Below are 26661 nucleotides of genomic sequence, written 5' to 3' on the forward strand. Positions count from 1 at the left end.
GAGAGAAAGGAAAGAGCAGAAGGGAAAGAATAACCCCCCCCCCCCCACCCCCCCCCCCCCCCCCCCCCCCTCCCCCCCCCCCCCCCCCCCCCCCCCCCCCCCCCCCGGGGCCGCCTCAGCCGGGTGCCTGGCGGCTGAGGTCTTGCCACCGCGCGTACTGCTCGGCTCGCATCCGCGCGAGCTCCTGCACCATGTCGAACGACGCGCCGCCGACGACGAGCCGGCGTGGCGGGTCGTCCAAGGCGGCCACCCGCAGCACGACCGGTGCCGCCGTCTCGGGGGCGGGACCGGCGTCGTCACCCCACATCTCCGCCAGCTCCTTGCGCAGCTCCCGGTAGGCGGGGTTCGGAGTGGTCGTCGTCGTGCCGGTGGTGAAGAGGCCGGTGGCGTAGCCGCCCATCTGCAGGTTCGTCACGTGCACGCCGAACTGCTCCACCTCCATCGCCAGTGCGTCGGTCAGCGCGTCGAGCGCCGCCTTGCCGGCCCCGTAGAAGCCGACGGACGCCATCCCGCCGCCGCTGCCCATGGACGTGACCTGCAGCAGCCGGCCGCCGCCCTTCAGGTGTGGCAGCACCGCTTGGGCGACCCACACCGCGCCGAAGAAGTTGACGTCGAAGTGCGCGCGAATCTGGTCTTCGGTGGCCTCTTCGACCATTCCGTAGAGCATCACGCCGGCGTTGTTGACGACGACGTCCAAGCCGTCGAAGACGGCGGCCGCGCGCTCCACCGCCTCGAACACGGCGCTCCGGTCCGTCACGTCCAGCGGGAGGTGGACGAGCCGGCCCGGGTAGGCGTCGGCGAGCGCGTCGAGCGCGCCGGCCGTCCGGGACGCCGCGACCACGCGGTGCCCGGCCGCCAGCGCGGCTTCGGCGATCGCCCGGCCCAGACCGCGCGAAGCCCCGGTGACGAACCAGACCTGACCCTCGGCAGCCGACATGGCGCAACCCCCTTGCGGTTTGCAAGACGAACCGTCTCGTCTTGCGAGCACGAGTGTGAACTTCTCCCGATCGCGTGTCAAGACGAAACGGTTCGTCTCGCGGCGCGCTAGGCTGTCGCCATGGTCACCAAGAAGCCCGACGCCGCCCGACGCAGCGAGCGGTCCCGCCGGGCGATCCTCGCGGCGACCCGCGAGCTGATCGTCGAGCTCGGCTACGCGAAGGTGTCGATCGACGCCATCGCCGCCCGCGCCGGCGTCGGCAAGCAGACGATCTACCGGTGGTGGCCGGCCAAGGGCGCAGTCGTGTTCGACTCGGTCCTGGAACTGAGCGCCGACCCGTCGGGCGAGGTCGCCGCACTGCCCGACACCGGTGAGCTGGAAGCCGACCTGCGCCTGATCATGCGCGCGACGGTCGCCGAGTTCGCCGACCCGGCGTTCGAGGCGCCGATCCGCGCGCTCAACACGGAGATCGCGAACGACCCGGAACTGGCCGCGCTCTACCGCGAGCGGTTGGCCGCCCCGGTCGACGAAGCGAAGAAGGACCGGTTGCGCAGCGCTCAGCGGGCGGGCCAGCTGGCCCCCGACGCCGACCTGGACCTGATGCTCGAAGTGCTCTACGCGCCGCTGTACCAACGGTGGCTGCTGCGCACCGGCCCGCTGACCGAGAGCTACGCGGACGCTTTGGTGGCGGCGGCGCTGAAGGCCTTCCGCCCGTAGCTCGGCGGCGCTCGCGCCGGTTTGCGCCGCGCCGGGAGCGTTCCGCTCGTGGACGGGGGATGCCCGTGCGGGCTCCTGGGTTGCCGGCTCTATCCCCGCGGCGCGGCGCTCGAGCCGCGGCGGCGCCGAAGTGTCTTCGTCCTCAGTGGAAGCCGACCCGGCCCAGCAGCTCGTCGACGAGGTCGGGCAGTGAGCGTTCCGCCGAGTCTTCCAGCCACAGCACGCTCGCCGTCCGCGCCGCCGCCAGGAACGTCGCCGTCATGAGGCGGGCCAGGGCTTCCTCGAGGCCGTGGCCCCGGGCGACCAGCACCGCGGCCAGGTCGCGCTCCAGGGTGATCTGGTCGCCGGCCTGCTGGGCGAGCAGCGTCGGGTGCCGCCGCAGCAGGCGCAGCTGCGCCACCCATTCGCGGTCGGGGACCGCCCGTCCGTGGTACAGCTCGCGGCTCGCCGTGCGCAGCGCCTGCCACGGCTCCTCGTCGGCCGGCCGGTTTTCGACCAGGGACACGAGCACGCGGGTCCGCTCGCGGTCGGCGTGCAGGATCGCGTCTTCCTTGTTCGTGAAGTAGTTGGAGAACGTTCGGCGGGAGACGCCCACCGCGTCGGCGATGTCCTCGACCGTCACCCCGTCCAGCCCGCGCTCGACCGCCAGGTGCAGCGCGGCCTCGTGCAACGACTGCCGCGTCGCCGCCTTCTTGCGGGTGCGCAGCGTGTCGAGGGCGTCCATGCGCTCAGCGTAGCCGCCGGGACAACTTGCCCATTGTGCAAGTTTGCTCAGTGAGCAATGATGGTCCGGAACGTGCGAAAGGATGCCATGAAGTCCGAAAGAACCGGCTCGTCCGGGTCGATGCGGCACCGCGAGGTGCTCGAGTCCCTGTCCGGGCTGCTGCTCGCGCTGTTCGTGGCCATGATCAGCTCGACCGTCGTCTCGACGTCGCTGCCGCTGATCATCGGCTCGCTGAACGGCACCCAGACGCAGTACACCTGGGTCGTCACGGCCACGCTGCTGGCCGCCACGGCCACCACCCCGATCTGGGGCAAGCTCGCCGACCTGTTCAACAAGAAGACGCTCGTCCAGGTCGCGATCGTGATCTTCGTCGCCGGCTCCATGATCAGCGGCTTCAGCCAGGACACCGGGCAGCTGATCGCCGCGCGGGCGTTCCAGGGCATCGGCGTCGGCGGCCTGCAGGCGCTGGTCCAGGTCGTGATCGCGGCGATCATCCCGCCGCGGGAACGCGGCCGGTACAACGGCTACCTCGGCGCCGTCATGGCGGTCGCGACCGTCGGCGGCCCGCTGCTGGGCGGCCTGATCGTGGACGTGCCGTGGCTGGGCTGGCGCTGGTGCTTCTTCGTCGGCGTGCCGATCGCGGTGCTCGCGTTCGTCGTGCTGCAGCGCACGCTGAAGCTGGAGACCGTGCGCCGGGAGAACGTCCGCGTCGACTACCTCGGTGCCGGCCTGATCGCCGCCGGCGTGAGCGTCCTGCTGATCTGGGTTTCGTTCGTCGGCAACACCTTCGACTGGCTGTCGTGGCAGACCGCCGTCATGGTGGCGGCCGGGCTCGTGCTGCTCGCGGTCGCCGTGGTGGTCGAGAAGAAGGTCCGCGAACCCGTGGTGCCGCTGCAGATCGTCGTCCAGCGGACGCCCGCGCTGGCGATCATCGCGAGCCTCGCGGTGGGCATGGCGATGTTCGGCGGCGCGGTGTTCCTCGGCCAGTACTTCCAGATCGGCCGCGGGTACACGCCCACCGAAGCCGGCCTGCTGACGATGCCGATGATGGCGGGCGTGCTCGTGTCCTCGACGGTGTCCGGGCGACTGATCAGCCGCACCGGCAAGATCAAGCCGTACATCGTTTCCGGCGCGGTGATCCTGGTGCTCGGCTTCCTCGGGCTGGGCATGGTCGACCACGCCACGCCGCTGTGGATCGTCGGCGTCGCGATGGCCGTCGTCGGCATCGGGGTCGGCATGACGATGCAGAACCTCGTGCTCGCGGTCCAGAACGACGTGCCCCTGCGGGACCTCGGCTCGGCGAGCGCGTCGGTGACGTTCTTCCGTTCGCTCGGCGGCACCATCGGCGTCTCGGTGCTCGGGGCGGTCCTGGCGAACCGCGTCTCCGCCGACCTGGCCGCGGCGCTGCACGTGCCGGCGGGGCAGGCGTCGACGGGCGGGGTCAGCGCGCTGAACCTCAAGGCGCTGCCGCCCGAGGTGCAGGCGGTCGTGCACACCGTCTACGGCGACGCGACCGCGCACATCTTCCTGATCTCCGCGGCGGTGGCCGTGGTCGGGGTGATCGCGGCGCTGCTGCTCAAGCCGATCACCTTGCGCACCACCATCGACGTGCCGCAGAAGGCGGACGAGCCGGCGGCGTCCGACGCGGTGGTGGGGTAGGAGAGCCGGCGATGGGCGGACCCGGGGCCTTCGAGTCCACTGTGGAGCGGTTCGGCCCGCGCCGCGATGTCCCGGCGCCGCGGGCCATCTTGGCCGGGGTCGACGGCACGGACACGGCCATGCGGGCGGCGGCGTTCGCGTTCGGCATGGCTCGCCGCGAGGGCAGCCGGCTCATCGTCGTCTTCGTGGCGTGCCCGCCACCGCTGGCCCCGCTGCGCCCGGCGGTGGCCACGGTGCTGGAACACGACACGGCGACGCACCTGTTCGCGGAGCTGCGCGACCAGATGCGCGACGCGGCCGAGGAACTGCGGGTGCCGGTGATGCTGGTCAAGACGTACGGCGACCCGTACACGGCACTGCGCGACACGGCCGACCGCTGCCAGGCCGACACGGTGGTGGTCGGCGCGTCCCAGCAGGCGGGCCACCGGTTCGCGGGCTCGGTGGCGACGAAGCTCATCAGGACGGGCCACTGGCCGGTGCTGGTGGTGCCCTGACCCGTCGGGGCCGGAGAAAGAACCGTTCGAGTGACAGGGAAAGACGCGCCCCGGCGCTAGCCTCGAACCATGAAACGATCTTGGGCAGTCCTGGTCGTCGCCTTGCTCGCGCTCGTGTCGTCGTCGGTCCCGGCGGCCGCGTCCACCCGCGCGGACGTCTTCTGCCGTGGCAACGCGGTGGGCTTCCCCGCGAAGTGGGGCGCGGTGTCCAAGCCGTGCAGCTTCACCAGCCCACCGCAGTGGCGCGGGTACCTCGAGGTCACCTGGTTCGTGGAGCCGGGCACGCAGCAGCGCGCCTGCGTGGACGGCCGGATGGGCAGCGTGCGCGAGGAACGCCCCTGGCAGTCCCTGGGCTGCGGCAAGGGCGCCACGGGGCGGGTGAGCTGGCCCGCGAACACGTTGTCGCTCCTGGAGATCCGGGTCAAGAGCCTCAACGTCGGGCTCGCGCTGGTCACCTACGAAATCTGACGGTACCGGCCGGCGAGCTCCGTGCCCTGGCCCCCGAAAGCGGCCAGTTCGGCCTGGAACACGGCGTCGAGGAGGCCGGTGTCCTCGACGCCGGGGGCGCAGACGACCTCGCCGAGTTCCAGGCCGCGCAACGACGCGGAGACGACGTCGGCCGCGCTCATCCGGGGGATCGCGCTCAGGTCCATGCCCTGGCGCTCGTGGAACTCCGTCGCGACCACGCCCGGGCACACGACCTGGACCCGGACACCGGTTCCTTCGAGTTCGGCGCTCAGGGTCTGGGAAAGCGTGACCAGGTGGGCGAGGGAGCCCGCGTAGACCGCGCGGCGGGGCATCTGTGCGTGCGGTGCCGGTCCGCTGAACGCGATCATGCCGGCCACGTTGACGATGGTGCCGGTGCCGCGTTCCCGCATGCGCGCGACGGCCGCGCGGGCGAGCATCGTCGGGGCCAGCACCTTGACCTTGACCAGTTCCCGGGCCTTGGCGGCGGGCAGGTCGGCCAGCGGCATGTAGTGCGCGACACCGGCGTTGTTCACCAGCAGGTCGAGCGGCTCGGTGGCGGCGATCTCCGCGACGGCGTCGATGCCTTCGTCGGTGGAGAGGTCGGCCGCGACGGCGCGGACCTTCACGTGGGTGTGGGCGGCGGCGAACTCGTCGAGGCGCTCCTGCCGCCGGCCGACGATCACCAGGTCGTGGCCGTCGGCGGCGAGGCGTTCGGCGAACGCCTGCCCGATGCCGGAGGTGGCGCCGGTGACGAGGGCGAGCTTGCTCATGCGTGGTTGTCCTGTTCGGTGGTCGTACGGGCAGTGGTCGTATGGGCGGTGGCCGGAGGCAGGGCCGCGGAGCCCAGGAGGGCGAGCTTGTCCGCGGCGTCCGTGCCGGGGTCGGGGTGGTAGACGGCGAGCACGAGCCCCGGCGCCTCACTGATGAGGAGCTTCTCCCGGTTCAGCACCAGTTCGCCGACCACCGGGTGGTCGAACCGCACGGTCGCGCCTCGCCGGTTCGCGACGTCGTGGCGGGCCCACAGCTCCCGGAACCGGGGACTGGCCAGCGAAAGCTCACCGACCAGCTCGATGAACCGAGGGTCGTCGGTCTCGGTGCCGACGGCCTGCCGGAAGCCGGCGACCAGCGCGCGCGTGGCGAGTTCCCAGTCGGCGAAGAGCTCGCGCTCGGCCGGGTCGAGAAAGACGTCGCGCAGCCGGTTGGCCCCCGCGACGAGCCGGGGCGAGATCGCGGCGGCGAGCGGGTTGGCCGCCAGCACGTCGAGGTAGCGGCCCTCGACGAACGCGGGGAGCGACAGCGCCGCCAGGAACTTGACCGTGCTCGCCGGAACGGTCTCCTTCCGCGCCCGCCGCCGCGAGCGGCGTGGCTTCGCCGTCGCCTCGGCGAGGCCGATGAGGTACGCGGTGGTGTCGTCGTCCAGCTGTAGGACACGCGCCAGCGACTCGAGGACCGACCTCGACGGGTTCCGGTCGCGACCCTGTTCCAGGCGAAGGTAGTAGTCGGCACTGATGCCGGCCAGCATCGCGACCTCTTCCCGCCGCAGCCCCGGAACCCGCCGGACGCCGGTGACGGGAAGGCCCGCCTGCGCGGGGGTGAGCAGCTCACGACGGGCGCGCAGGTGGTCGCCCAGGAGGTTCGGCTCATCGGTCATGCTTCGACTGTAGGTCGCGGCGGGTGTCCGTGCCTGGTCCTGTCACTCCCAGGAGTGCTGGGGCCCGCACTCGGAACTGTCGCTACTGCGTTCCTTTGGTGCGCTGGGCTTCGGTCCACTGTGTACTGGCGGGGCAGCTGAGGAGGTGGGTTGACGGTCGCGCCGACCTGCTGCCGCGCGAGCTGGACGCCTTGCCCGCCGCGGTGGCGCTCTGCTTGAAATGGCAAGAAGGACTCGCTTTTTAGAGATGCGGCTTCGCCGGGGCGTGGGAAATCGGCGCTTCTTGTCCTTGCTTGCCGCACGGTGCGAGAGCGCCGATTCCCCACGCAACGGTGTCCCTGCCGAGGACTTGTTCGCACCTGATCGAGTGATGACATACGTTCGATCTTCGGTAATCTTTTTATATGGACAGGGAAACGGTGTGGCACGCAGACGCGGTGACCTTGGCCGATCGCATCTCCGCACTGCTCACTGTCGTGCGGTCTGCCGAGGCCGAGATCGGTTCTCTGCTGGCGGAAATCGAGTCCCGCGGTGTCATGGAGCTGTTCGGATACCGTTCTGTCGCGCGGCTTTTCGAACACCTCGCCGACGTTCCCAAGGCTGCCGCCGAAACCGTGGTCAAGCGAGCCCGTGCCCTCACCCCGAGCCGTACCCTCGGCGGCACGCCCATCCCCGCTGTTGCTCCCGCCACCGGCGCCGCCGCCTCGGAAGGTCGGTTGAGCAACCCGATGATCGACACGATCGTCGGGGTGATGGCCCAAATTCCGCCCGAGCACCGCGATGATGCCGAGCAGCACCTGCTCACGTTCGCCTCCGAAGCCGGGCACAAGCAAGTCGCGGCGTTGGGCACCCGCATCCTGGCTCACCTCGATCCCGACGGTGCCGAACCGGACGAGACCGAACCGGCCACGCCCAGCCGCGAGTTGTCGTTTCGCCGCAAGAGAACCGGGTTCTGGGAGCTGAACGGCCGGTTCGACGACGAGACCGGCGCCCGAGCCAGCGCCCTGTTCGACGCTCTCGCCGAGCGTCACAGCACCGACGAGGGCCCGGACTTACGCTCACCTCTGGAACGCTACGGTGACGCCTTCTCCGACGCGATCGACCTGGCCTTCAACTCCCCAGACCTGCCGATGCAAGCCGGTGAACGAGCCCACGTGATGGTGGCGGTCTCGTTGGCAGACCTGAAGTCGATCATCAGCCAGACCATGTTCGACGACACCGCAACCACCTCCGCTGCCGCTCCGGCCGCCTTCGGCAACACCGGCACCACCACGCCCGCTGCCGCTCTGGCCGCCCTCGACACCACACCCAAGCCCGGCGTTGGCAGGGCCCTCCTCGGCGACCTCGGCACCATCTCCGCCGCCGAAGCCCGCATCCACGCCTGCGACTGCACACTCATCCCCGCCATCCTTGGCACCCAGAGCGAGCTTCTCGATCTCGGCCGCCGCCACCGCCTGATCTCCACCCCACTCCGCCGCGCGCTCTACCTGCGCGACCGCGGCTGCGCATTTCCGGGGTGCCATCGTCCACCTCGGCACTGCCAAGGCCACCACATCCGACACTGGGCAGACGGCGGCCCCACCGAACTCGGCAACCTGGTCCTACTGTGTGCCCACCACCACCGACTCCTCCATCGTTCCGGCTGGCAAGTCCGCATCGCCGCCGACGGCCTACCCGAATTCCTGCCACCGGCGTTCCTGGACAAACGCCGAAAACCCCGGCGCAACAACCTCCACCAACCCTTGCCATTCGCGGCATGAACAAAACGGGGTAGGGCCCGCAGCCCACCGGCTACGGGCCCACACCCATGCCCAGGTCACAGCACGACGGCTATTGACTTCCCTTACAGAGCGCGCAGCATCCCGCCCAACCGGACGGCTGTGCCCAACCTGTTCACGACCGGCACCTGCGAACCGAGCCAAGTAACCGTGACAATGACGGAATTCGCCTTCACCGTTGCTGCAGGAGGTGCCCCCGCCCCAGTCGCGACCGTCGCGACGCATCCGTGGCCACCGCCACCGCCACCGCCACCGCCACCGCCACCGCCGTCCCATTGCGGTCATGGCCGCCGAACAGAGGCTGCTGGAGGCGCCACCACAGCCGCGCCCGGCCCGGCCGCCGCCTCCACCGGCGCCAAGACCCATGCTCGTGAAGCCGGCACAAGCACAATGACCGGCCACCACGATCCATCCGCCTTCGGCAGGCGCAAATTCGCCCGCACCCGGCGAGCCCCAGAGCCAGCCGTCACAAAGCCGCGGAAACCCGGTAACTACGAATCACCCGAGCGACTCACCGAAGTCCCCGGAATCCTGCATCCGACGGTTCACCTCACCAAGCCCCTCAGCCACCGCCCGCAGCTGCTCCGGAGTCAACACACCCACCAGCAACTCCCGCACCAACCCGACATACCCCGGCTCCGCCCGCGCCAGCCGGTCCGCGCCCTCGTCGGTCAACACCGCGTACACCGCTCGCACATCACCCGGACACGTCCGCCGACAAACCAACCCCGCCTCCAAGAGCCGGTCGATCTGGTAAGTCAGCCCGCTCTTGGAACTGGCCACCGCGCACGACAGCTCGGCCATCCGCAGCTCACGCTCCGGGGCCGACGCCAACCTGGCCAAGATCTCGTACTGCAGGTGGGACAAGCCCGAGTCGCGCTTGAGCTGCTGGTCCATGCGCTGGTGCAGCAGGGCGTACGTCGTCCGGAGGGCCGTCCATGCTCGCTGCTCCTCGGTGCTCAAGCCGCCCATGCCATCGACCCTAGTTCAAATTCGAACCTCCCGAAGAAACAGGCTGTTAGTGTCGACACGTCGGTATTCGGCCGGAGCCCACCGTGGAGACGTGTGTCCGAGGCGTTGACCTTCGATCCCGGGGCCGCTGCCCGCGTGCGGCTGTGCAGCCGCCGCGACAACGGCTGGTCCGCCGTGCTCGTGCGGATGCTGGACAACGCCGAGGAAGCCGAACTCGATCTGCCGCCCGTCAGCCACCAGACGATCGTGGTCGTGAGCCAGGGGACCACGACGATCGAGTCGTTGCACGGCGCGCATTGGCGGCGGGCGGACTACCGGCCCGGCTCGATCGGCATGACCGCGCCCGGGCATCCGACACGGATCCGCTGGTGCGGAACGGATCGGCTTCAGACGACGCATGTGCACCTTCCCGGCAGCCTGATCGACCGCACCGCCCTCGACCTCTGGGGCCGGGACGCCACCCGGCTCGGCCGGCCGGACGCGCTCGCCGTCGAAGACCCCGTGCTCGCGTCCGTCGTGGAAGCGCTCAAAGCCGCCGCCCTCGCCGGTGCCGACGAGCTCTACGCCGAGTCGGCCGCCACCTTCCTCGCCGTCCACCTGCTGACCCGTCACGCCGAGGCGCCGCCGCCCCGCGCGCTCGGGCGCGACGAACTGCGGACGCGCCGGGCGGTGCAGTTCATCCGGGAAAACCACCACCTCCCGCTGACGCTGGCGGACATGGCCGCCGCCGCGGAGCTGAGCCCGTTCCACTTCTTGCGCGTCTTCAAGGCGGCGACCGGCCAGACGCCGTACCGGTTCCTGACCCGCGTCCGGGTCGAACGGGCCTGCCGGCACCTGGAGCGCGGCGAACTTTCCGTCACGGAAATCGCGCAGACGTGCGGATTCACGACGCCGTCCCGGTTCGCTTCGGCGTTCCGGGCCCAAATCGGACTTTCGCCCTCCGGATACCGGACCACGGTGCGGCACCAGCAATAAACGACGTCCCCGGCAGCAACCACAGGAAAGCGCCCCGGCCCCGCGCGGGGCTAGCGTCGCCGCGTGTCCACTCCAGAAACCACCGTCGAAGCGACCGTGAACGGCGAGGCCGTCCGGCTCGAGCTGGATCCCCGGGAGTCACTGCTCGACGTGCTGCGGGAACGGCTCGGCCTGACCGGCACCAAGAAGGGCTGCGACCAGGGCCACTGCGGCGCCTGCACCGTGCACCTCGGCGGGCGGCGCGTGGTCTCCTGCCTGACGCCCGCCGTGCAGGCCGCCGGGCAGGACGTCACCACCATCGAGGGCGTCGCCGGCCCCGGCGGCACGCTGCACCCCCTGCAGCAGGCCTTCGTCGACCACGACGCCCTGCAGTGCGGCTACTGCACGCCCGGCCAGATCATGTCCGGCCTCGCGTGCATCGCCGAAGGCCACGCGGGAGACGACGACCAGATCCGCGAGTACCTCAGCGGCAACCTCTGCCGCTGCGGGGCCTACGTCGGCATCGTCGCCGCCGTCCGGCAAGCGGCCGAAGCAAAGGAAGGCTGATGCGTCCCTTCGCCTACCTCGCGCCCGACAGCCTCGCCGACGCCGTCGACGCCCTTCGCGACGCCGCACCCGGCACCAAGGTGCTCGCCGGCGGCACCACGCTCTACGACCTCATGAAGCTCGGCATCGAGACCCCGCCCGCCGTCGTCGACGTGCACCGGCTGCCCGAACTCAGCACCATCGAGACCCGCGACGACGAGCTGGTCTTCGGGGCCGGTGCCCGGATGGCCGACGTCGCCGACCACCCGGTCGTCCGCGACGCGTACCCCGCCCTGTCCGAGTCGCTCTGGCGGGCCGCGTCGCAGCAACTCCGGAACATGGCCAGCGTCGGCGGGAACCTGCTGCAGCGCACCCGCTGCGGCTACTTCCGCGGCGGCCCGGAGTTCCCGTGCAACAAGCGCGAACCCGGCAGTGGCTGCGCCGCGCTCGGAGGCCACGACCGCACCCACGCGCTGCTCGGCGCCGGCGACGCGTGCATCGCGACCTACCCCGGGGACTGGGCCGTCGCGCTGCTCGCCTTCGACGCGGTCGTCGACGTCGTCGGCCCCCGCGGCGAGCGCACGGTTCCCCTGGCGGAGCTGCACGTCGAGCCGGGCGACGACCCGACGCGCGAGCACACCCTGGACCCCGGCGAGCTCATCCTGCGCATCCGGGTCCCCGTGACACCCGCCGGCCGCGGCTCCACCTACCTGAAGATTCGCGACCGCGAGTCCTACGCCTTCGCGCTCGCCTCGGCCGCGGTCGCCCTGACCGTCGAGGACGGCGTGATCGGGGACTGCCGGATCGCGCTCGGCGGCGTCGCCACCCGCCCGTGGCGCGCCGATGACGCCGAACGGACCCTGCGGGGAGCGCCGCTGACGCCCGAGGCCGCCCGGCACGCCGGGGAAGTCGCCTTCGCCGGCGCGCGTCCCGGCACCTACAACGGATTCCGAGTCGAGCTGGGCATCCGCACCGTCGCCGACGCCGTGCGCATCGCCGCGGAGAGGGCCACCCGATGACCGACACCCGCCGTGTGGACGCCTACGAAAAGGTCACCGGCCAGGCCGCCTACGGGACCGACCGCGTTCCCGAGGGCGTCGCCCACGCGACGCTCGCCCTGGCCCGGATCGGCCGCGGCCGGGTGTCCCGCGTGGACACCACCGCGGCCGAGGCCGTGCCCGGCGTCCTGCTCGCCGTCACCCGCTTCGACGCCGAAGAGCTGGGCGGTGCGGGGTTCATCATGGGCGGCGGGTTCTCCTTCCAGAGCCTGCAGCCGCTGCTGGACGACCACATCGCCTATCGCGGCCAGCCGATCGCCCTGATCGTCGCGGAGACCCTGGTCGCCGCGACCGAGGCGGCCGAGCTCGTCACCGCCGAGTACGAGACCGAGCCCTTCGCCGTCCACCTCGACGCCGAGGGCGCGACCACCCTGGTCCAGGAAGAAGCGATCCCGCTGCCGTTCCTCGCCGACATCAAGGTCGGCGACGCCGACGCGGCGGTCGACGCGAGCCCGGTCCGGATCGACAGCACCTACGAGTACGCGGCGCAGCACGCCGTGCCGATGGAGCTGAACGGCGCGGTCGTCGAATGGCACGGGGAAACCCTCGTCGTGCACGAGGGCACACAGAACGCGGCCGCCGTCCGGTTCGGGCTCGCCCAGCAGCTGGGCATCGACGCCGCGAACATCGAGGTGCGGTCGCCGTACGTCGGCGGCGGCTTCGGCCAGAAGAACTCGCTGCAGCCGCACCTCGGCCCCCTCGCCCTGGTGGCGCGGCGCCTCGGGCGGCCGGTCAAGCTCGTGCTGGCCCGCACCCAGACGTTCCACAACGGGAGCTTCCGCCCGGCCACCCGCCACCGCGTGCGCCTCGGCGCGGACGAGACCGGCAAGATCTTCGCCGCCGTGCACGAGGTCGACCAGCAGACGTCCCGGCACGACCTGTTCCCGGCGATGCACACCGAGATCACTTCGCGGCTCTACGGCTTCCCGGCGTTCCGCGGCCGGCACCGTCTCGTCCAGACCGACGTGCAGACCCCCGGCTACATGCGGGCGCCGTTCGAGAGCTCGGCGACGTTCGCCTTCGAGTCGGCCGTCGACGAACTGGCCTACGCCACCGGCCAGGACCCGGTCGCGCTGCGGCTGGCCAACGACACGATGACCGACCCGGTGACCGGACGGCCGTTCTCCACCCGGTTCCTCGCCGAGTGCCTCCGCCGCGGTGCCGGGGAGTTCGGCTGGGCGGGCCGCAACCCGGAGCCCCGCTCGATGCGGGCCGACGACGGGTCGTTCGTCGGCTGGGGTGTCGCCGCGGGCAACTACCCGGGCAGCATCGTGCCCGCCGTCGCGCACCTCACCGCCGGTGCGGACGGATGCGTGACGGTCGGTGTCGACGGCCACGAAATGGGCCAGGGCATCCGGTCGGCGATCGCGCTGCTCGTGTCCGGGGATCTCGGCATCCCGACGAGCGACGTCGAAGTGCGGGTCGGCGACACCCGGTTCGCGGCGCAGCACCTCACCGCGGGTTCGTGGGGGACGGCGAGCGCCCTGCCGGCCGTCCACGCGGGGCTGCGGGAGCTGCGCAAGCACCTCAACGCCGCCGACACGGGCGAGGTCGACGTGGCCGCGGCCGTCCAGCGCGCCGGGCACCCGGTCGAGGTCGAGGTGAGCACGCTCGGCCCGGGCCAGCCGCCCGAGGCGCTCGACCAGGCGAAGGCGGGGCACCTGGCCATCTCCGGCCCGGTGTTCCCGGAGTTCAGCACGTTCAGCTGGGTCGCCCACTTCGTCGAGGTCCGCGTAGAGCCGACGACCTGCCGGATCCGGGTGCCGCGCGTGGTCAGCGTCGTCGACTGCGGCCGGGTGGCGAGCCCCGCGACCGCGGCGAGCCAGGTGCGCGGCGGCGTGGTGTGGGGCATCGGCGGGGCGCTGCGCGAGGAGAGCCTGGCCGACGACCGGTTCGGCGGCTTCCTCAACGCCACGCTCGAGGAGTACCCGATCATGGTCAACGCCGACGTCCACCGCATCGACGTCGCGTTCGTGGACGAGCCGGACCTGCTGTTCAACCCGGTCGGGGTGAAGGGGCTCGGCGAGGTCGCGATGGTCGGGGTCGCGGCGGCCGTGGCCAACGCCGTCCACCACGCCACCGGCAAGCGCCACCACCGGCTGCCGATCCGCCTCGATGACGTCCTCTAGGCAGCTCGAGGACGATCGCCCGGCCGTCTGCGCACCGGACGCGCTGAGCCCGGAGGCGCTGGCCGACGCGCGGCGGAACCAGCCGCGGCGGGCGCTGATCGGGCTGGCGTTCGTCCTGCCGGTGACCGCGCTGCTCGCGGCGGGCGTGGGCGGCCCGGCGCGCACGCTCGAGGTGCTCGGGCCGCCGGTGACGTTCGCGTTGCCGATCGTCGCGATGATCGCGTTCTGGTGGGAGGACTGGCCGGGCAGCCTGCTGCGCGGCGGGTGGTCCGGCCTGTCCGACACGGCGCTCGTCGTGGCCGGGGGAGCGGCGCTGACGCTACTGGGTCGGGCCGTCACCGGGACGGCGGCCGTGCCGCTCGCGGCGGGCATCTTCACGCTGATGCTGCAGCTCACCCTGGTCGGGGAAGGCCGGCCGCTGCGGGGCCGCGGCGCACGCTGGCCGGGCGTGGCGGCCTTGGCGGCGTGCTGGGTCGCGGGGCTGGCGGTCTACCTGGGCCTGGTGCGGACCGGCCTCGTTCCGGGCGAGGACTACGGTGCCTGGTTCGCCGTGCTCGGCGCCTGGCAGATGGTCTGGTACGTGGCGTTGCGCGGCTGGCCGTTCGCCCGGATCCGGCGGCACGCGGTCCGCTTGGCGACGGCGCACGGCGCGGTCCTCGGCTGCGGAGCCGCCACCTACGCGGTGGTTCGGCTCGCCTGGGAGCCGGAGTGGATCGCGGTGGTCGCGGGCGCGGCGATCGCGTCGGTGCTCGTGGTGGCGATGCTGTTCGAGGCGTGGCCGGCGATCCGGTTGACCCCGCTGCCGGGCCGCAGCCTCGTCCTGGTGCTGGTGGTCTTGCTGACGGCGGCGCTGGCAGCCGCACTGCCCCAGGTCGCGCAGTGGGCCGGGGTGCCGGAGCAGCTGGCCGCGGGGTGGGCGACGCACACGACGTTGAACGCGCTCAGCCTCGCGGTGATCCTGCACGTGGCGGTCTGGCGCCGCTGGCCCGCCGAGTCAGCGGCGTGACGCCACGGTCGCCAGTTCCTCGGTGATCTGCTGGAGCAGTTCGGAGGCCGCGTCGCCGAGTGCTTCTAAGTCGGCCAGCGTCGTCTCTTGGGTTTTCACAGTTCGTCCTCGAAGGCTTCGTGACGGGCGATGACGGCTTCGGCGAAAGCAGCGTGCACCCGCAGGTACTCGTCGAGATCCACCGCGGTTTCGGCCCACGTGTGCCACCGGACGTGCGCCTCGGCGACGTCGATCTTCGCGGCGGCGGCCACCGTCGCGGGGCTGGTGCCGGCGAGGATCGCGTGGTGCATGAGCGAGGGCGACGAACTCCGGGCGAGCTCCGCCAGCGCGGCGAGGCGGGCGAGCTCGGCGAGCGCGTCGGGCGTGACCGGACGGCGGCGCGGCACCGGAAGGGCGCGGGCGCTCTCGAGACCGTCGGTCAGAACGCTGGTCATCAAACGACTCCTGAGCGGAAGAAGCTGAGCAACCTGAACGCAGGACGTTTACCCCGGCCCGGACCAGGTAAACGCACCCACTCGTGATCTCCATCTCACCGCTTCGGGTGGCAGAATCCGACCCCTGATGGAGAACGACGACCTCGCGGCTCATGCCCGCGCCCTGATCTCGGCCAACGCCTACCTGACCCTCGGCACGACCGACGCGGACGGCGCTCCCTGGACGTGCCCGGTCTACTTCGCCCCGGAAGACGACCACACGTTCGTGTGGGTCTCGGAGACCGGCGCCCGCCACTCGCGCAACCTCGCCGGACGCCCGCGGGTGAGCCTGGTCGTCTTCGACTCCACGGTCGCGCCCTACCACGGGCGGGCGTTCTACGCGGTGGGGGACGCGCGCGAGCTGTCGGGCGAGGCGCTCGACCGCGCCTTGACGAGCTATCCCCGCGGCGACGGCGACGGCGCGTCGGCGGTGACGCTCGAAGACGTGTCCGGGGCGTCGCCCTACCGGATGTACTCCGTGGTCGCGTCGGCGCGCTGGGTCCTGTGCCCGCGGGATCCCGGGCAGCCGTGCGCCCTCCACGGCGAAGCCCGGGACCACCGGGTTCAGCTGTAGCGGGCCTTTCCCCTGCACTGCGGGACCCGCTCCGGGCGGACGCTCTCCAGCGTCGGCGTCACGGGGACGATCGTTCCGTCGCGGCGGAAGGTCAGCCTGTCGATCGTCGTCTCGCGGTGCGTGCCGTCGCCGCCCGGGATGCCGAAGCGGTGGTAGGCCAGGTACCAGTCGTCCGTGCCCGGAACCTGCAGCATCGAGCTGTGGCCGGTGCCGAGGATGCCCAGGTGGGCGTCCTTGCCCAGGATCAGGCCGTGGTTCGTGAACGGCCCGGTCGGTGACGGCGCCGTCGCGTAGCCGACGCGGTAGTCCTCGCTGCGGGTGTCGTCGATCGACCAGCTCAGGTAGTACGTGCCCTTCCGCTCCGCCATGAACAGGCCTTCGCGGAAGCCGTCCAGACCCGTCAGGCGGGTGATCCTCGCCGGGGCGAAGGAGACCATGTCCTCGTTCAGCGGCACCACGTACGCGTTGCCGTTGCCCCAGTACAGGTACGGCTGCCCGGTGTGGTCGACGAACACCGCCGGGTCGATCGCCTGGCCGCCGTCCGGGTTGACCGCGATCAGCGGCTTGCCCGAATCGATGAACGGGCCGGTCGGCGAGTCGCTCACCGCCACGCCGATCTTGGCCTCCGCGCAGAAGTAGAAGTAGTATTTGCCGTTGCGCTGGGCGATCGTCGGCGCCCAGGCGTTCTTGTCCGCCCAGTTCACGTCCGGCCCCAGGTCGAGGATGACGCCGTCGTCCGTCCAGTTCACCAGGTCCTTCGACGACCACGCCGAAAACTTCGTGCCGCTCCAGCCGTCGAAGCCGTCCGTGGTCGGGTACAGGTAGTACGTGTCGCCGAACGCGACGATGTTCGGGTCGGCGTGGTACCCCGGCAGGACCGGGCTGCGCGTCTCGTGCGCCTCGACCGTCCACACGCGACGGTCGCCGCCGGCCCCGGTCACCGTGAACCGCCGTGGCCGGCTCAGGTCCACCGTCCGGGTGTCCGGCTCGATCGTGGCGCCGGGCGCCAGCCCGAACTTCGGCGACAGCCGGCGCAGGTCGGTCCCCGGCCGCACCGGCAGCACGACGGTCGACGCGCCCGAGTCGATGACGGCCGGCGTCTTCAACGAAGCCAGCTCGACCGACCGGATCGTCGTGCTGTTCGACGGCAGCGTCGCCACCTGGAGTCCCGAAAGGGCCCGGTCGTAGAGCCGCACGTCCTTCATCTTGCCGCGGAAGTACCGGTCACCCGCGTACACCGAGCGGCCGAGGTAGTTCGCCGCCGTGACGCCGCCGCCGAGGTCCGACGGCTTGATCGTCGCGTTCGCGTTGCGTCCGACTTCGACGCCGTCGAGGTACAGCACCGCGACCCCGTCGCCGACGGTCAGCGTCAGGTTCTTCCAGACCCCGCGCGGCAGCCCGCCCTTCGAGGCCACCTGCTGCTCGGTCGTCCAGTTGCCGGTCGCGATCGCGCCGCGCAGGCCGCCGCTCGCGGTGCCGCCGGTGGTGAACAGGTAGCCGTCGCCCGCCCCGGACGGCGCCGTGTTGCCGAAGCCCCCGAGGAAGTACGGCGTCTGCTGGGCCGGGTCGACCAGGACGTCGGCGGACACGGTTGCCGCCGCGGCGCCGGTCAGCAGGTTGTTCGGCAGCTGGACGTGCCCGTTCGTGCCGCCGAAGCTCAGCGAGCCGCCGGCCCACGACACGTCCCCGGCGAGGGCGCCGTCGTAGCCGTGGCCGGTGGTGTCGGTCGCGACCTGCCCCGACTTCGCGTCGAGCGGCCAGTGCGCGACGAGGCCGTTCGCGTCGGCCCGCACCGGCGCCGGAGGAGCGCTCAGCCGCGCCATCTCCGCCTGCGTGACCGGCAGGACGGTGCCGTGCCGCGGGGACGCGGGCAGGTGCGCGCCCGTGGACATCGTCCACTTGCCCGAGTTCAGGTCGGTGGACTCGAACGGGACGTAGCCCCGGCCGCCGAACTCGTCGATGAACAGGTACCACTTGTTCCCGGTGTTGGACTTGAACCCGGTGGGTCCTTCGCCGGCGGAGAGCCCGGGGCCGGTCGCCGTCGCCTTGCCGATGCAGTCGGCGACGAAGCCGTAGTGCGGGTCGAGCAGGTCGGTGGACTTCTCTTCGGTGATGAACTTGCTGCACGGCGTCGAGGAAGTGGTGTTGCGTTCGTCCTTGGTGAACCGGTAGTAGGTGTCCTGGTCCTTGATGACCGTCGAGTCGATCACCGAGTAGCCCGGGTCGTTCCACACCTGCGGCGCGCTGAAGGTGACGAAGTCGCGGGTGGTCGCGGACATCATCCGGTTGTAGCTGTCGCCGGTGTGGTCGGGATCGTTCTCGGCGTACAGCTTCGACGCCCAGTACACGACGTACGTCCCCCGCTTGGCGTCCCACGAGGCTTCGGGCGCCCACGTGTTGCCGGCGGTCGGCGGGGACACCTGCACACTGCGCTGGCGTGACCAGTGCGCCAGGTCGGTGGACTCCCAGACCATGATCGACCGGCTGCCGGAGCGCTGGGCGGCGTCCCAGCCGCGGCCGGCGTAGATCCGCAGGTCGGTCGCGAGCAGGTAGAACTTGTCGCCGTCGGGCGAGCGCAGGATGAACGGGTCGCGCACGCCCAGCTCGCCCAGGCTCGACTTGAGCACCGGCCGCCCGTTGTTCAGCTCGGTCCAGTTCAGCGGGTCGTTGCCCTTGCTCAGCGCCGAGTAGATCTGCTCGCCGTCGGACGTGCCTTCGCCGGTGAAGTAGAAGAAGCTGTAGCCGGCCAAGGGTTCCTGCGCCGGCTTCGGGACGACGGTGGCCGTGAACCGGCGTGTCGTGCTCTCGCGGCCGAGCCGGACCTCAGCGGTCAGCACGACCTTCGCGGGTCGGGCGCCGGTCGGCGGCCGGGTGACCTCGCCGGTCGGGGTGATCACGGCGGGCGCGGACGACGTCCAGGAGACGCTCGTGCCGCCCGCGCCCCCGGTCGGCAGCGTGAGGTTGCCGCGGACGTCGTCGATGCCGGGCACGGACAGCGCGCTCGCAGCGGCACGGGTGGCGCCGGACGGGGGAGCGGCACCGGCACCGGCGGTGCCCAGGGGGACGAGCGTGGCCACGACGGCCAGCACGACGCCGAAACGGCGCGGGGAGAACAACTTCATCGTTGTCGATCCTTCGGGGGCGCGTCGGGACCACCCGATGTTAACGTTAACATCAGGCGAAGCACGCTGACCATAGAGTCCGGCGCGTCCGCTGGTCAAGAGGCCGGCCGAGGGCCGGCGCCCGTCACCCGAGATCCTCGAACGCCGGCGCGAGCCGTTCCAGCACCGTGACGTCGGCGGTGAAGTCGTCCGTCGCCGGGGGCATGAGCAGGACGTGGTCCGCGCCCGCCGCGAGGTGCTCGCGGACCTTGGCCGCGATCGCGTCCGGTCCGCCGTAGGCCACGACGGCGTCCGCGATCCCGGCGACGTCGTCCACCGCGAAACCCAAGCGGCGCAGGGCGTTCGAGAACGTCGGGAGGGTCAGCGTGCCCGACATCTTCTCGATCGCCGCCGCCTTCGCCCGGCCGGTGTCGGGATCGGGGACGACGGCCAGGCCGACGACGAGCAGCTTGTCCGGGCCGAGCACCGAGCGGGCCTCGGCGGTGAACGCCGGCGGGAGGTTGGCCGGAAAAGCGCCGTCCGCGATCTCCCCCGCCAGGGCGAGCATCCTCGGCCCGTTCGCGCCGAGGATCCGCGGATACTTCGCTTCCGGCGCCGCCGGCCAGGTTTCCGCGTCCATCCGCTGCACGTAGTCGCGGATCGTCGCGAGAGGACTGCCGAAGTCCCGGCCGGTGCCTTCGGCCTGCTGCGGGTAGCCGACGCCCACGCCGAGGACGAGCCGGTCCGGGTACGCCTCGGCGAGCAGGGCCGCCCCGGCGTGCAGGGTCTGCGGTTCGCGGGCCCAGATGTTCGCGATGCCGGTGCCGAACGTCAGCCGCTCGGTGGCGGCCAGCAGCACGGCCAGCTGGACGAGGGCGTCCTTGCCGCCGACGACCTCGTTCGTCCAGACGGTCCGGTATCCGGCGCTCTCCAGCCGTCGCACGGCCCCCCGCTGGCTCTCGGCCGGCGGGACGCGGGTGAACGAAATCGGCAGGTAGACGCCGATGGGCCCCAAGGTCGCCATGGAACTCCCTCTCAGACGGTGTGGTCCTGCCACCGTGGCGCCACCGAGCGGGCCGGGTCCAATGATTGTTTCGCGAGACGCGATGCGATCTGTGCATCGCCGCAGCTCAGGCGGAGTATGTTGGAGACATGGCCGACCTCGATCTGAGCCTGGTGCGCGGCTTCGCCGTCGTCGCGGAGCACTGCCACTTCGGCCGGGCCGCCGCCGAACTGCACCTCACGCAGTCGTCGCTGAGCCGGCAGATCGTGCGGTTGGAACAGCAGGTCGGCGCCCGCCTGCTGGACCGCACCCCGCAGGGCACGCGGCTCACCGAGGCCGGCGAGGCGTTCCTCCCCCTCGCCGCGGACCTGCTGCGGGCGGCCGCGCACGCGGCGGCCCACGCGCGGGCGGTCGCGCGGCCCAGCCGGATCACCGTCGGCTACACCGGGAACCTGATCGTCACGCCGGCGGTGCGCGACCTGCGCCGCCGCCACCCGGACGCGGAGGTGCGCACCCAGCACCTCGCCTGGGACGATGCCCGCGCGGCACTGCTGGAGCACCGCGTCGACGTCGCCGTCGTCCGGCTGCCGCTACGGTCGGCGGGACTGCACGTGACGATCCTCTACGACGAACCGCGCGTACTCCTGCTGCCGAGCGACCACCGGCTGGCGGGCAAGGAATCCGTGACGCTCGACGACATCGCCGACGAGCCGCTGCCGCGCGCCCTCGACCCGGAGTGGGACGCGTTCTGGCGCGTCGACCCGCGTCCGGACGGCCGCCCGGCGCCCGGCGGTCCGCTCATCGAGGCGATCGAGGACAAGATCGAGCTCGTGGCGAGCGGGCAGGCGGTGGCGATCATCCCGGCGGCGCCGGGGAACATCACCGGCCTCCGCACGGATCTGACGACCGTCCCGCTGGCGGGCGTCGAGCCGAGCCAGGTGGCGGTGGCGACGCGGGCGGGTGAGCGCAACCGGCTCGTGGCGGCGTTCCGCAAAGGCGCGGAGGCATTGCTGACCCGGCCGGAATGAAGGAAGCCGCGGCGTCCGGCCGGGGCGCCGCGGCATCCTTTGTGGACGGTCGGGTCAGCGGGGCGTGGCGGACGTCCCGGCCGGCGTTCGCGAGGCCTGTTGCGCTCGCTTGCGCTGGATCGCTTCCTGTTCGCGCTGCAGTTTGGCGTGCCATGCTCCTGAGTCGTTGGTCATGGTGCTCTCCGGTGGACGAGAAAATGTGCGTGACGGTGCCGTGCCGGGGCGAACCCGGTCGCGGGCGGAAGGTGCGGCCCGATGCGAAAGACCTGGGATCCGGGCACCGGTGCCGTGATCCGGAAGTACCCAGGCTTCCTGGCGGCCAATCACGTTTTTGTGGCTCTACCTGCGGATTTCTCGCTCCGGCAGGCGGGTTCACACGTTCGGAGCAAGCGCTGCTCCGCCCGGGCTAGCGCGGTTGGTCCCGCGCGGCGAGGCCGTCGAGGAACACCCGCACCAGCCGCTGCGCCGGTTCCCCCGGCTCCCGGGGCGTCAGTCCTGACACGAGCGCCGCTTCGTGCATCTCGAAGAGCAGCGCCAGATCCGCCGCTTCCAGATCCGCGCGTACGCTGCCTTCGCGCTGAGCCGCCTCGAAAGCCGGGCGCAGCAAGGAAACCAGGGCGTGGGTGTACTGGCGCTGGCTGTGCTCCGGCAGTTCGCGGAACAGCCGGACGAGCGGGCGCCGCCGGGCCTGCATCGTCAGCACCGCCCGCAGCAGCTCGCGGAAGGACTCCTGCCCCCGCACCTGGATCTTGAACGCCGCCAGGTGGTGGGCCGCGACGGCGAGCGCGAGCGCGGTGCGGTCGGGGAAGTGCCGGTAGACCGTCGCCCGGCCGAGGCCGGCCCGGCGGGCCACCTCGTCCAGCGCCACGTCGGCGTCTTCGCTGAATGCTTCGTCGGCCGCGCGCAGGATCGCCTCGCGGTTGCGGCGGGCGTCGACGCGCCGGGGCACGGCCGCGGACGGTCGCACAGCGCGCATGGCCGGGAATGCTACTCGCGAGTAGTGAGACCGGCAATCCGTTCCATCTCTCGGTTCGGGTTCCTACAGTCACCCTCGGTCACCGCAGACACCGAGGAGCCGCCATGCCGAGCCTGAACCGCCGTACCGTCCTGCGCGGCGCGGCCGCCGTCGCGGGGGTCGCGGCGCTCGGCGCGGGCCGCGTGCCGGTCACGCGCGAGGAGCACCGGGTCGTCGTCATCGGCTCCGGGTTCGGCGGCGGGGTCACGGCATTGCGGCTCGCTCAGGCCGGCGTGCCGGTGCTGGTGCTCGAACGCGGCCGCCGCTGGCCGACCGGCCCGGACGCCGAGACGTTCCCGCACCCGACGTCGTCGCCCGACAAGCGGATCTTCTGGCTCGGCTCGGCACCCTCGCTGCCCGGCCTCCTGTCGCTGCCGCCGTTCGAGCGCTACACCGGGCTGCTCGAACAGGTCGGCGGCCAGGGCATGAGCATGATGTGCGCGGCCGGCGTCGGCGGCGGTTCGCTGGTCTACCAGGGCATGACGCTGCAGCCGACGGCCGAGCTGTTCCACGCCTGCTTCCCCGAGCAGCTCGACTACGCGCGCCTGGACGCCGAGTACTACCCGCGCGTCGCCGCCATGCTCGGCATCGCCACCGCGCCGGACGCCCTCGTCGAGAGCAAGCCGTACCAGGCCTCGCGGATCTTCGCCCGCAACGCGCGCGACGCGGGTTACGCCGTCGAGAAGATCCCGATGCCGATCGACTGGAACTATGCTCTGCGCGAGCTCGACGGCGAGGTGAAACCGTCCTACACCAACGGCGACTGCGCGCTCGGGGTGAACAACGGCGGCAAGCACTCGGTCGACGTCACCTACCTCGCGGCCGCCGAAGCCACCGGCCGCTGCACCGTCGCGACCCTGCACCACGTCACCGACGTCGCCATGGCGCCGGACGGGCGCTGGGAGATCCGCGTCGACCGCATCGACACGTCCGGAACCGTGCTGGAGAAGAAGGTCCTCACCGCGAAGGCGCTGGTCATGGCGGCCGGCACGGCGAACACCACCCGGCTGCTGATGCGCGCGGGCGCGAAGGGCGACATCCCCGACCTGCCCGACGCGCTCGGCGCCGGCTGGGGCACCAACGGCGACCGCATCTACACCTGGACGAACCTCGCCGACGACTTCGGCGCGCCGCAGGGCGGCCCGGTCGTCTACGGCAGCAAGGAGTGGGACGACCCGGCGACGGCCAACACCGTCATCCAGGCGTCGCTGCCGCCGCTGCCGGACCTGCGGACCACGATGCTCGTCGGGTACGGCATCAGCGCGGGCCGCGGCCGGTTCGTCTACGACGCGGCGAAGGACGACGCCGTCCTGCACTGGCCCGCGAACGCCGACGCGAAGCTCAGCGCCCGCATCCACGAACGCGTCTCCCGGATCGCCGGCCCGCTCGGCGTGCTGCTCGACACGACCGCCGTCGTGCCCAGCACCTGGCACCCGCTCGGTGGCGCCGCGATGGGGGCGGTCTGCGACCTCGAAGGCCGCGTACTCGGCCACCGCGGCCTCTACGTGCTCGACGGCGCCCTGATGCCCGGGACGACCGCCGCCTGCAACCCGTCGATGACCATCGCCGCGGTCGCCGAGCGCGCGCTGGACCACCTGATCGCCGAAGACGTCGGCTCCGTCTTCTGAAGTCGGGCACTGTCTTCTGAAAGTTCCGGACTCGACGAGGAGTTCTCATGCGTCGCTTGTGGACGGTCCTGCTGGCCGTGCTCTTGGTCTCCACCCCGGCAAGCCCGGCGAGTGCCGCGGAGCCGCCCCGCGGCCCGGACGGCGACGCCTTCTACACGCCACCGAGCCCGCTGCCGGCCGGCGCCGACGGCGATGTCGTCTGGTGGCGGCCGTTACCGGATTCGGCCGGCGCCAAGGGGTATCTGGTGCTGTACCGGTCGCGGTCCGCGACGGACACGCCGATCGCGGTGTCGGGCCGCGTCCTGGTGCCCACGGCGCCGTGGACCGGCGCCGGCCCGCGACCGATCGTCTCCGTGGCCAGCGGCACCCGCGGCGTCGGCGACCGCTGCGCGCCGTCGAAGTTCCGGCCCGACTACGAAAAGCCGCTGTTCGTCGACGCGATGCTGAGCCGCGGCTGGGCCGTCGCGATCACCGACTACGAAGGCCTCGGGACACCCGGCCTGCACACCTACGTCGTCGGCCGGTCCGAGGGCCACACGGTGATCGACGCCGCCCGCGCGGCCACCCGGCTGCCGGCCGCGGGCCTGGCCGCCGGCGGGCCGCTCGCGTTCTCCGGCTACTCCCAAGGCGGCGGGGGAGCGGCGTGGGCGGGCGAGCTGGCGCCGTCGTACGCGCCGGAGCTGCAGGTCGCGGGTATCACGGCGGGCGGGACGCCGGCGGACCTGGACGTCGTGGCGAAGAGCCTCGACGGCGGGATCGGGTTCGGCTTCCTGCTGCTGTCGGCGCTGGGCCTGGACGCGGCGTACCCGGAGCTGGACCTGCCCGCCTACCTCGACGAGCGCGGTCGCACGCTGTACGAGACGCAGCGGGACGCCTGCGTCGACGCCGTGTTCGGTTACGCCTTCGGGCACATCGCCGACTACACGACGGCGAACCCGCTGACGACCCCGGAGTGGCAGGCCCGGCTGGCGGCGAACGAGCTGGGTGCCCGCCCGCCGAAGGCGCCGGTCTTCCTGTTCCACGGCAGCCTCGACGAGATCATCCCGCTGTCGCAGGCGCGGACCCTGCGCCGCGAGTACTGCGCGGCCGGGGTGCCCGTCACTTGGGGCACCTACGTCGGCGAACACGTGACGACGCTGGCGTTTTCCGCCGGCGACGTCGTGCGCTACCTGGGTGACCGGTTCGCGGGCAAGCCGGCGCGCTCCAACTGCTGAGCGATCTCGTCCTTGGGGTACGGCGTCCGCCGGTCTACAGCGTGGAGCGCGAAGTAGAAATCGTTGACGACGGTGGCCAACGCGGCGTAGCGCCCGAGCTGGCCACCGTCGTCGATGTGGTGCCGGACGGTCCAGTTCATCAGGCGGGTCAGCACGTACGCCTGGTCGTGCGTGGAGTGCTCGGCGAGGAACTTCGTTTCGGCCGCCGACAGTGCGAAGTCCGGCATCGCCGCGAGCCCGAAGTCGCTGAGGTAAAGCCGGTCCCCGTCGGTGAGGATGTTCGCGAAGTGCGCGTCGAAGTGCTGAACGCCCTGGCCGGCCAGGAAATCGGTGATCCCGCGGAGGTCGCGGTGTGCCAGGGCTACGCCACCGGGGTCGTCGGTGAGCCATTGGGAGAGGTTCCGCGGCAGGTACTCGAGGAACAGGACGAGGTCCGTGGTCGCGTCGTCGAGAGCTGCCAGACGGCGCCGCACGCCCGGATCGCCGTGCCAAAACGCGACGTCCCGTTCCAAGTCGGTGCGGGGGCGCGGCAGCCCGGGCAGGACGCGCCAGTGGTGGAGGAGCGGGAAGTTCTCACACTGCCCGGTGCGCACCCATCCGGTCGCCGCGAGGTGCGCGCCCAGTTCACGCCAGGCGCTGGTGCCCGCGGAGCCCACCCCGTAGTGGTACCAAGGCGGCAGCCCGTACAGGTCGGCGGTCGAGCCTTCGTGCCGCCGCTCGACCTCGGTCAACGCGACCCGCTTCACGAAAACGGGTTCGCCGGCCACGGTCAGCAGCCAGGTCGAGCCGCCGATCCCGGCGCCGAGCGGGCGCGCGGAAGCCAGGAGGTCGTCGGGTGCCTCCTCGAGGGCCGCGGCGATCTTGTCGTGTCGGGCGAGTCGGGTCACGCTTCGACGGTACTCACGGGTGCGCGCACCAGCGGCAAGTAGACCTCGTCGACGATCTCCACGAGCACGTCGTCGTCCAGCGTGGTCAGTCCGCGCGTGAGGAATTCGTTGCGCAGCAGTACGAGTGCGACGGTGGCGACGCGCGGGTGCCGGGCTCCGGGACGCGCTTCGCCGCGTGCGACGGCCCTCTCGACGATCTCGAGCCACGGCTTCGCGCCCCCCTCGGCGGCCTGTTCGTGCAGCTGTTCCCGCAGCTCCGGCTCGTCGCCGACGCCGGTCAGGAGACCGCGCAGGATCCGCGCGGCGGGGGAGGTCTGACCGCAGTTGATCGCGCGCAGCAAGGCCAGGGCGTCCTCGCGGAGGTTGCCCGTGTCGGGTGGCTTGAGGGTGTCCGCGGCGACGTGCCGGTAGGCGGCGACCCCGAGCGCGGCACGGTTCGGCCAGCGGCGGTAGATCGCGTTCTTGTTGGTGCCGGCCCGCCGCGCGACCCGTTCCATGGTCAGGCCGGGGTAGCCGGCCTCGGCGAGCTCGTCTGCGGCGGCGCGCAGGATCGCGTTTTCCAGTTCGGTGCCGCGGCGGCGGGTCTCGGCCATGTGCCGCAGTGTACCGCTTTAGGGTACGGTACGGACCGTACCCTAAATCCTG

General features: G+C 71.8%; 25 protein-coding genes. 14 read left to right on the forward strand and 11 right to left on the reverse strand.

What is annotated here, in order from left to right; genetic code table 11:
- Window positions 1–115: 115 nt before the first annotated feature.
- Window positions 116–937 carry an SDR family NAD(P)-dependent oxidoreductase gene (locus ACZ4TR_RS29405; protein WP_465290313.1) on the reverse strand — a complete coding sequence of 274 codons (822 nt, stop codon included), beginning with the start codon at window positions 935–937 and terminating at the stop codon, window positions 116–118.
- Between the two features lie 120 nt (window positions 938–1057).
- On the opposite strand from ACZ4TR_RS29405, the gene ACZ4TR_RS29410 reads away from it, so the two are divergent.
- On the forward strand, window positions 1058–1654 hold the full coding sequence (locus tag ACZ4TR_RS29410; RefSeq protein WP_465290315.1) for a TetR/AcrR family transcriptional regulator: 597 nt from the start codon (window positions 1058–1060) through the stop codon (window positions 1652–1654).
- 142 nt (window positions 1655–1796) lie between these two features.
- Here the strand turns inward: ACZ4TR_RS29410 and ACZ4TR_RS29415 are convergent, their stop codons facing one another.
- The gene (locus tag ACZ4TR_RS29415; RefSeq protein ID WP_364521455.1) at window positions 1797–2378 is read right to left on the reverse strand and encodes a TetR/AcrR family transcriptional regulator; all 582 of its coding nucleotides are present in this window, start codon (window positions 2376–2378) and stop codon (window positions 1797–1799) included.
- Window positions 2379–2465: 87 nt separating this feature from the next.
- Between ACZ4TR_RS29415 and ACZ4TR_RS29420 the strand changes: the two genes are divergently transcribed.
- From ACZ4TR_RS29420 to ACZ4TR_RS29430, 3 genes are all read left to right on the forward strand, one after another.
- Window positions 2466–4037 carry an MDR family MFS transporter gene (locus tag ACZ4TR_RS29420; protein WP_364521454.1) on the forward strand — a complete coding sequence of 524 codons (1572 nt, stop codon included), beginning with the start codon at window positions 2466–2468 and terminating at the stop codon, window positions 4035–4037.
- Window positions 4038–4048: 11 nt separating this feature from the next.
- Window positions 4049–4531 (forward strand): universal stress protein, encoded by a 483-nt coding sequence (locus tag ACZ4TR_RS29425; protein ID WP_465290317.1) that lies wholly within the window; start codon window positions 4049–4051, stop codon window positions 4529–4531.
- A gap of 69 nt (window positions 4532–4600) precedes the next feature.
- On the forward strand, window positions 4601–4999 hold the full coding sequence (locus ACZ4TR_RS29430) for a hypothetical protein (protein WP_364521452.1): 399 nt from the start codon (window positions 4601–4603) through the stop codon (window positions 4997–4999).
- Here the strand turns inward: ACZ4TR_RS29430 and ACZ4TR_RS29435 are convergent.
- Complete coding sequence (locus ACZ4TR_RS29435) at window positions 4987–5769, reverse strand: SDR family NAD(P)-dependent oxidoreductase (protein ID WP_465290318.1); 783 nt, start codon at window positions 5767–5769, stop codon at window positions 4987–4989. The two genes, ACZ4TR_RS29430 and ACZ4TR_RS29435, sit on opposite strands and share 13 nt — an antisense overlap.
- A complete protein-coding gene (locus ACZ4TR_RS29440) occupies window positions 5766–6650 on the reverse strand; it encodes a helix-turn-helix domain-containing protein (RefSeq protein ID WP_465290319.1) in 885 nt (294 codons plus the stop codon). Before ACZ4TR_RS29440 ends, ACZ4TR_RS29435 begins: the two co-directional genes overlap by 4 nt.
- A gap of 404 nt (window positions 6651–7054) precedes the next feature.
- Here ACZ4TR_RS29440 and ACZ4TR_RS29445 point away from each other — a divergent pair, with 404 nt between their 5' ends.
- A complete protein-coding gene (locus ACZ4TR_RS29445; protein ID WP_465290320.1) occupies window positions 7055–8410 on the forward strand; it encodes an HNH endonuclease signature motif containing protein in 1356 nt (451 codons plus the stop codon).
- Window positions 8411–8926: 516 nt separating this feature from the next.
- Here ACZ4TR_RS29445 and ACZ4TR_RS29450 read toward each other — a convergent pair.
- The gene (locus tag ACZ4TR_RS29450) at window positions 8927–9400 is read right to left on the reverse strand and encodes a MarR family winged helix-turn-helix transcriptional regulator (RefSeq protein ID WP_465290322.1); all 474 of its coding nucleotides are present in this window, start codon (window positions 9398–9400) and stop codon (window positions 8927–8929) included.
- A gap of 93 nt (window positions 9401–9493) precedes the next feature.
- On the opposite strand from ACZ4TR_RS29450, the gene ACZ4TR_RS29455 reads away from it, so the two are divergent.
- The 5 genes from ACZ4TR_RS29455 (at window position 9494) to ACZ4TR_RS29475 (ending at window position 15093) form a co-directional block, all read left to right on the forward strand.
- Window positions 9494–10375, forward strand: a complete 882-nt coding sequence (locus tag ACZ4TR_RS29455; protein ID WP_465290324.1) for a helix-turn-helix domain-containing protein — start codon at window positions 9494–9496, stop codon at window positions 10373–10375.
- 63 nt (window positions 10376–10438) lie between these two features.
- Window positions 10439–10921: a (2Fe-2S)-binding protein gene (locus ACZ4TR_RS29460; RefSeq protein ID WP_465290326.1), complete on the forward strand. Its 483-nt coding sequence runs from the start codon at window positions 10439–10441 to the stop codon at window positions 10919–10921.
- Entirely contained in the window at window positions 10921–11919 is a 999-nt protein-coding gene (locus ACZ4TR_RS29465; RefSeq protein WP_465290328.1) for an FAD binding domain-containing protein, read from the forward strand. The genes ACZ4TR_RS29460 and ACZ4TR_RS29465 overlap by 1 nt, the downstream gene beginning before the upstream one ends.
- A complete protein-coding gene (locus ACZ4TR_RS29470; RefSeq protein WP_465290330.1) occupies window positions 11916–14087 on the forward strand; it encodes a xanthine dehydrogenase family protein molybdopterin-binding subunit in 2172 nt (723 codons plus the stop codon). The genes ACZ4TR_RS29465 and ACZ4TR_RS29470 overlap by 4 nt, the downstream gene beginning before the upstream one ends.
- The gene (locus ACZ4TR_RS29475; protein WP_465290332.1) at window positions 14074–15093 is read left to right on the forward strand and encodes a hypothetical protein; all 1020 of its coding nucleotides are present in this window, start codon (window positions 14074–14076) and stop codon (window positions 15091–15093) included. Before ACZ4TR_RS29470 ends, ACZ4TR_RS29475 begins: the two co-directional genes overlap by 14 nt.
- Before the next feature lie 95 nt (window positions 15094–15188).
- On the opposite strand, the gene ACZ4TR_RS29480 is transcribed toward ACZ4TR_RS29475, so the two are convergent.
- Window positions 15189–15527 carry a hypothetical protein gene (locus tag ACZ4TR_RS29480; protein WP_465290334.1) on the reverse strand — a complete coding sequence of 113 codons (339 nt, stop codon included), beginning with the start codon at window positions 15525–15527 and terminating at the stop codon, window positions 15189–15191.
- 127 nt (window positions 15528–15654) lie between these two features.
- Between ACZ4TR_RS29480 and ACZ4TR_RS29485 the strand changes: the two genes are divergently transcribed.
- Window positions 15655–16140: a pyridoxamine 5'-phosphate oxidase family protein gene (locus ACZ4TR_RS29485; RefSeq protein ID WP_465290336.1), complete on the forward strand. Its 486-nt coding sequence runs from the start codon at window positions 15655–15657 to the stop codon at window positions 16138–16140.
- Here ACZ4TR_RS29485 and ACZ4TR_RS29490 read toward each other — a convergent pair.
- Both ACZ4TR_RS29490 and ACZ4TR_RS29495 read right to left on the reverse strand, forming a co-directional pair.
- A complete protein-coding gene (locus tag ACZ4TR_RS29490; RefSeq protein ID WP_465290338.1) occupies window positions 16131–19262 on the reverse strand; it encodes a family 43 glycosylhydrolase in 3132 nt (1043 codons plus the stop codon). The two genes, ACZ4TR_RS29485 and ACZ4TR_RS29490, sit on opposite strands and share 10 nt — an antisense overlap.
- Window positions 19263–19386: 124 nt before the next feature.
- Entirely contained in the window at window positions 19387–20265 is an 879-nt protein-coding gene (locus tag ACZ4TR_RS29495) for a TIGR03620 family F420-dependent LLM class oxidoreductase (protein WP_465290340.1), read from the reverse strand.
- Between the two features lie 128 nt (window positions 20266–20393).
- Between ACZ4TR_RS29495 and ACZ4TR_RS29500 the strand changes: the two genes are divergently transcribed.
- The gene (locus ACZ4TR_RS29500) at window positions 20394–21272 is read left to right on the forward strand and encodes a LysR family transcriptional regulator (protein ID WP_465290342.1); all 879 of its coding nucleotides are present in this window, start codon (window positions 20394–20396) and stop codon (window positions 21270–21272) included.
- A gap of 406 nt (window positions 21273–21678) precedes the next feature.
- Here the strand turns inward: ACZ4TR_RS29500 and ACZ4TR_RS29505 are convergent, their stop codons facing one another.
- The gene (locus ACZ4TR_RS29505) at window positions 21679–22248 is read right to left on the reverse strand and encodes a TetR/AcrR family transcriptional regulator (RefSeq protein ID WP_465290344.1); all 570 of its coding nucleotides are present in this window, start codon (window positions 22246–22248) and stop codon (window positions 21679–21681) included.
- Between the two features lie 104 nt (window positions 22249–22352).
- Between ACZ4TR_RS29505 and ACZ4TR_RS29510 the strand changes: the two genes are divergently transcribed.
- Window positions 22353–23915, forward strand: a complete 1563-nt coding sequence (locus tag ACZ4TR_RS29510) for a GMC oxidoreductase (protein ID WP_465290346.1) — start codon at window positions 22353–22355, stop codon at window positions 23913–23915.
- Window positions 23916–23962: 47 nt separating this feature from the next.
- A complete protein-coding gene (locus ACZ4TR_RS29515; RefSeq protein WP_465290347.1) occupies window positions 23963–25129 on the forward strand; it encodes a lipase family protein in 1167 nt (388 codons plus the stop codon).
- On the opposite strand, the gene ACZ4TR_RS29520 is transcribed toward ACZ4TR_RS29515, so the two are convergent.
- Together ACZ4TR_RS29520 and ACZ4TR_RS29525 are read right to left on the reverse strand one after the other, a co-directional pair.
- Window positions 25081–26016 carry a hypothetical protein gene (locus ACZ4TR_RS29520; protein ID WP_465290349.1) on the reverse strand — a complete coding sequence of 312 codons (936 nt, stop codon included), beginning with the start codon at window positions 26014–26016 and terminating at the stop codon, window positions 25081–25083. The two genes, ACZ4TR_RS29515 and ACZ4TR_RS29520, sit on opposite strands and share 49 nt — an antisense overlap.
- Window positions 26013–26609, reverse strand: a complete 597-nt coding sequence (locus ACZ4TR_RS29525; RefSeq protein ID WP_465290350.1) for a TetR/AcrR family transcriptional regulator — start codon at window positions 26607–26609, stop codon at window positions 26013–26015. The genes ACZ4TR_RS29520 and ACZ4TR_RS29525 overlap by 4 nt, the downstream gene beginning before the upstream one ends.
- Window positions 26610–26661: the final 52 nt, after the last annotated feature.

The sequence above is a fragment of the Amycolatopsis sp. NPDC028719 genome, from assembly GCF_055565395.1.